At 45.5% G+C, this 4,615-nt stretch carries 5 protein-coding genes; 4 read left to right on the top strand and 1 reads right to left on the bottom strand.

Translation table 11 applies throughout. The features are described 5' to 3' along the window. On the bottom strand, window positions 1-1,235 hold a 1,235-nt coding region (dnaA, locus tag AZ66_RS27130; protein WP_044357741.1), incomplete at its 3' end, for a chromosomal replication initiator protein DnaA. Between the two features lie 882 nt (window positions 1,236-2,117). Between dnaA and rpmH the strand changes: the two genes are divergently transcribed. From rpmH to jag, 4 genes are all read left to right on the top strand, one after another. Continuing rightward, a complete protein-coding gene (rpmH, locus tag AZ66_RS27125; protein WP_009223341.1) occupies window positions 2,118-2,252 on the top strand; it encodes a 50S ribosomal protein L34 in 135 nt (44 codons plus the stop codon). Between the two features lie 204 nt (window positions 2,253-2,456). Next, window positions 2,457-2,795, top strand: a complete 339-nt coding sequence (rnpA, locus tag AZ66_RS27120; protein WP_021257555.1) for a ribonuclease P protein component — start codon at window positions 2,457-2,459, stop codon at window positions 2,793-2,795. Between the two features lie 106 nt (window positions 2,796-2,901). Next, window positions 2,902-3,681 carry a YidC/Oxa1 family membrane protein insertase gene (locus AZ66_RS27115; RefSeq protein ID WP_021257554.1) on the top strand — a complete coding sequence of 260 codons (780 nt, stop codon included), beginning with the start codon at window positions 2,902-2,904 and terminating at the stop codon, window positions 3,679-3,681. After that, complete coding sequence (jag, locus tag AZ66_RS27110) at window positions 3,678-4,442, top strand: RNA-binding cell elongation regulator Jag/EloR (protein WP_021258412.1); 765 nt, start codon at window positions 3,678-3,680, stop codon at window positions 4,440-4,442. The genes AZ66_RS27115 and jag overlap by 4 nt, the downstream gene beginning before the upstream one ends. Window positions 4,443-4,615 lie beyond the last annotated feature (173 nt).

Here is a 4,615-nt window from a genome sequence, read left to right as displayed (position 1 = left end):
CCGCCAAATGCTTCACCAATTTTCGGCAAGGAATAATCAGTGAGCTCCCGCGATAAATACATGGCAATTTGACGAGGATAAGCGACGGCTTTCGTTCTCTTGCGTGCCTTGAAATCCTCCATCTTAAGTCCATAGAACTCCCCGACTTTATGCTGAATGTCCTGAATTGTAATCATCTTCGGACGACTGGACGGGATGAGATCCTTGAGTGCCTCTGCAGCCAAGTGAGTCGTGATGTCCTGATTGGTCATCGTGGAAAATGCGACAACGCGCGTAAGCGCACCTTCCAACTCACGAATGTTCGTATTGATTTGGTTGGCGATGTACACCATGGCTTCATTCGGTATATCCAAGTTCTCAGCTTTCGCTTTCTTACGCAGAATCGCAATTCGCGTCTCGAGATCAGGCGGCTGAATATCCGTAATGAGGCCCCATTCAAAACGAGAGCGCAGCCGTTCCTCTAACGTTTCGATCTCCTTAGGAGGACGATCACTGGAGAGGACGATGTGCTTGTTCTCGTTATGCAGTGCATTGAATGTATGGAAGAACTCCTCTTGGGTCTGTTCCTTCCCTGCCAAAAACTGAATGTCGTCAATAAGCAAAATGTCAATATTGCGGTATTTGTTGCGGAAGCTTTCTCCGCGATTATCCCGAATGGCATTAATGAATTCATTCATAAATTTCTCCGACGTCGTATAGACGACGCGGCTTGCGGGATTATGCTCCAAAATATAATGACCGATCGCATGCATGAGATGCGTCTTGCCGAGACCTACTCCCCCATATAAAAAGAGCGGGTTATAAGCTTTAGCCGGCGCTTCAGCGACGGCGAGCGATGCAGCATGCGCGAAGCGATTGTTCGAGCCAATGACGAATGTATCGAACGTATATTTTGGGTTAAGCATATTGGAAGCCGGTTCATCATAGACAGCGACTCGAGCCGGTGAAGCCTGTGGCTGCACGACTTCTGCTTCCGCTTGAGCTGCTTCCTCAATAATGAACTTGACGTCCACTTGCTTGCCCGTTTCTTCCATCACTGTTGAGCTGACAAGCTTCGTATACCGGCTCTCAAGCCATTCCACCGAAAATGTATTCGGTGCAGTAATGAGCAGCTGTGAGTCTGTAAACTTTACAGCCTTCGTGGCCTTGAACCAGGTATCAAAGCTAGGTTTGCTTAGCTTCGTCTGGATGACGGACAATATTTCCTGCCAAAGTTCATTTGCTTGGCGCTCCACAGATTGTTTCACTCCTTCAAGCCTGCTGCGTCTTCATATGACGCGCTTACCGGCAATTACGCCTGAAAAAAGGACAATTGCCCCGACAAGACGCAAAAAGGCTCCGCAAGGCGCAGAAAGCCCTCTTTAATGAGGAAGCCGGTTCACAAAGTCGTAAAATCATCATGAACTAACCTGTCCTCGATAAGAGCGTATTGTCGGGGTCTATGCTTACATGTCAATATTCTCCTGCCTCAGTCGAGAAAATTTCCCGCGCTTTCCACGAAACATCAGACATGTTGCTGTCGAAGTATATCGTTTCTTACAACTATTTATCCACAATATGCAGATCGTGTCGAACAAGTTTTAAACAGGTGAGTATAAATTGTTCACAACCTTATCCACAGACTGTTGATAAGTAAATATCCACAATCGCTATTCACAACCGAAAAGCAATATAATCATAGCAGATGGGGCCTTATTTTTCAATGATCGGGCTTATTTTATCCACAAATTCAATAACTTGTGCATAAATGTTATCTACACCACTAGATATTGTTTATAACTTGTTTCCTTTCGACATGTCCAGACAAAGGTCCGCTATTTTTTGTACACAGGCAAGGTGACGGAATTGTCGATATTTTTTAGTTTTGCACATGTGTATAACAAAATGTGTCGAGAATGATCGATGTTCGAAGTGTGGATAATCGTTTCTATACATATAAGAATGTATTTTTTCATTTTGATGTGAATTCGGAATCAAAAAGAGAAGATAGGAGAAACAGTGAGGATTGACTTTTTCCGCGTATTCTGATTAAATGTAAAAAGGGATTTTGCGCAGACAGATAAACGTAGCAATGAATGGTTCATCATGACATATCTCGTTCGAGGAGGTGCAATACGTTGAAACCGACATTTAAACCTAACGTGAGCAAACGTAAGAAAGTTCACGGTTTCCGTAAAAGAATGAGCACGAAAAACGGCCGTAAGGTGTTGGCTGCTCGTCGCCTAAAAGGCAGAAAAGTATTGAGCGCATAAGATCGCGTGAATACAAGACCACCTCGGTGGTCTTTTTTCTTTTTACGAGAAAATCGTACGTTTTTTTCGTCACAATGGCGTCCATAAAAGTAGAAGAAGAAATGTTTATTCCGTTACGCAGGTGCCCATACTTGGATCATACCAATCAAGCATTTTCGAGTAGGGACGAGCGGAGTTCATCCGGAGAGATAGGAGAAAGATCCGATGCAAAAAGAGTATCGGCTGCAGGATCGCGCAGATTTTACTCGTGTTTATCGCAATGGTCGTTCCTTTGCCAATCATCAGCTTGTACTGTATGTTTATGCCCAGCCGAAGGTTGAACGGTTCCGCGTAGGGATATCGGCGAGCAAAAAGATTGGCAATGCGGTTGTGCGCAATCGAATGCGCCGCATGATCAAGGAAATTGTCAGACTTCAGGCAGATCGCATTATGGATCATGTCGATTTGGTGTTCATTGTGCGTAAAGGCGCGACGGAAATGGACTATGACAAGCTTGCCAAGAGCGTCCATCATGTCATGCGGAAAGCTTCTATATATAAATGAATGTAATTTGTCAGGAAGATCGCACGATACACCTGTTGAATCGTTTCCTTTAACAGGGGAAATGTGATATATTTACTGTTGGAATCGGAAGGTTAAGAGAGGGGTTATGCTATTGTCGCTGAACAAGTTGTTCTCGAACCGCAAATGGCTCTTGGTAGCGGTTTCTGTGCTGTTGATCGTTGTATTGTCGGGATGTACGTCCACGACCACTACGCTGAAGACGGAGGATTTGCTGCAGGGTAACTTCTGGGAGCGTAACGTGGTCTATTATTTTTCACTAGCACTTGATACATTCGCAGGCTGGTTCAGCGGGGAGTATGGATTCGCCATCTTGCTGCTAACCGTTATTGTTCGTCTGTGTATCTTGCCGCTTACAGTTAAGCAAATGCGCAGCTCGAAGGAAATGCAGAAGCTGCAACCTCAGCTCGCTGAAATAAAGAAGAAACATAAGGATAACCCGCAAAAGCAGCAGGAAGAAACGATGAAGCTGTTCCAACAGCACAACGTAAATCCGCTGGCGGGATGCCTGCCAATCTTCATTCAAATGCCAGTTTTTATCGCTTTGTATAATTCGATCTACATGAACTCTGCCATTCGTGAGCATACATTCTTGTGGCTCAAACTGGGTGAGGCGGATCCGTTTTATGTATTGCCGGTCGTTGCTGCATTGACGACATTTGTACAGTCGAAGATGATGGCAAGTCAAAACCCAATGCAAGGCCCTATGCAATTCATGATGCTAATCTTCCCAGTGTTGATCTTCGTCATGTCGATCAACTTCCCAGCGGCACTTCCGTTGTACTGGGTATACAGCAACGTCTTTACTATTGTTCAGAACTATTTCCTTTATCGCGATAAGGATAAGGAGGTTCGTCCGGCGAAATGAATACGCTCGTTGTATCGGGAAAGACGATCGAAGATGCAATAAAGAACGGTTTGGAACGAATGAACGTAACCAAGGATCGCGTATCTGTTCGCGTGCTGGAAAAGCCATCACGCGGGCTGTTTGGACTTATCGGCGTTCGTCCAGCGAAGGTCGAGTTGACTCTTCTGCCGGACAAGGATGTCCCGCTCTCTGAACCTACAACACAATCATCGTCATCGAAGCCAGTTCAGACAGCAGCTGCTGTGGCCGGCATGCAGGCAGCAGCAGTATCGAAGGATAGAGATCAGGAGATGGATGCTGACTCTACAGACGATATTGATCCGATTGAAGAAGCGAAGCAATTCATTATGGATGTTGCCCGCTCGATGGGGCTTGATGTGGAAGTTGGAGTACATAAGAGGAAGGACACGGTAACGCTTGATATTAGCGGCTCGGACTTGGGTCTTATTATTGGGCGCCGCGGTCAAACGCTTGATTCGCTTCAATACTTGGCGAACCTGGTAGCCAATCGTTATTCCAAGCATCATCTCCGTATTATTCTTGATGCAGAGCAGTTCCGCGAACGGCGTAAGAAAACGCTCGAATCGTTATCTGAGCGGCTCGCGAACAAAGTGATTCGTTCCCGGCAAGAGGTTGTGCTGGAGCCGATGACGGCGCAGGATCGCAAGATTATTCATGCGAAGCTGCAGGATCATCCGAAGGTGAAAACTTGCAGTAAAGGTGAGGAGCCTAACCGACGCGTAGTCATTATGATTAAATAGGCATGGCTGCACTTATGAATACCTCTATTCAGAACGCATAGACAGATAGAAAATGCAATGATTGCGCCTGGTTCAGGGTGCTCTCATTGCATTTTTTCGTTAATTAACTCATTGAACGGGATTTCATGATTAGGCGTTTGACGTAAAATGAGATAATATAAATGTAACCCTAT

Origin of the sequence: Paenibacillus sp. E194, assembly GCF_000935845.1 — a bacterium.
Taxonomy (GTDB): Bacteria; Bacillota; Bacilli; order Paenibacillales; family Paenibacillaceae; genus Paenibacillus_B; species Paenibacillus_B alvei_B.
This window is presented reverse-complemented; position numbering and strand designations above follow the sequence as displayed.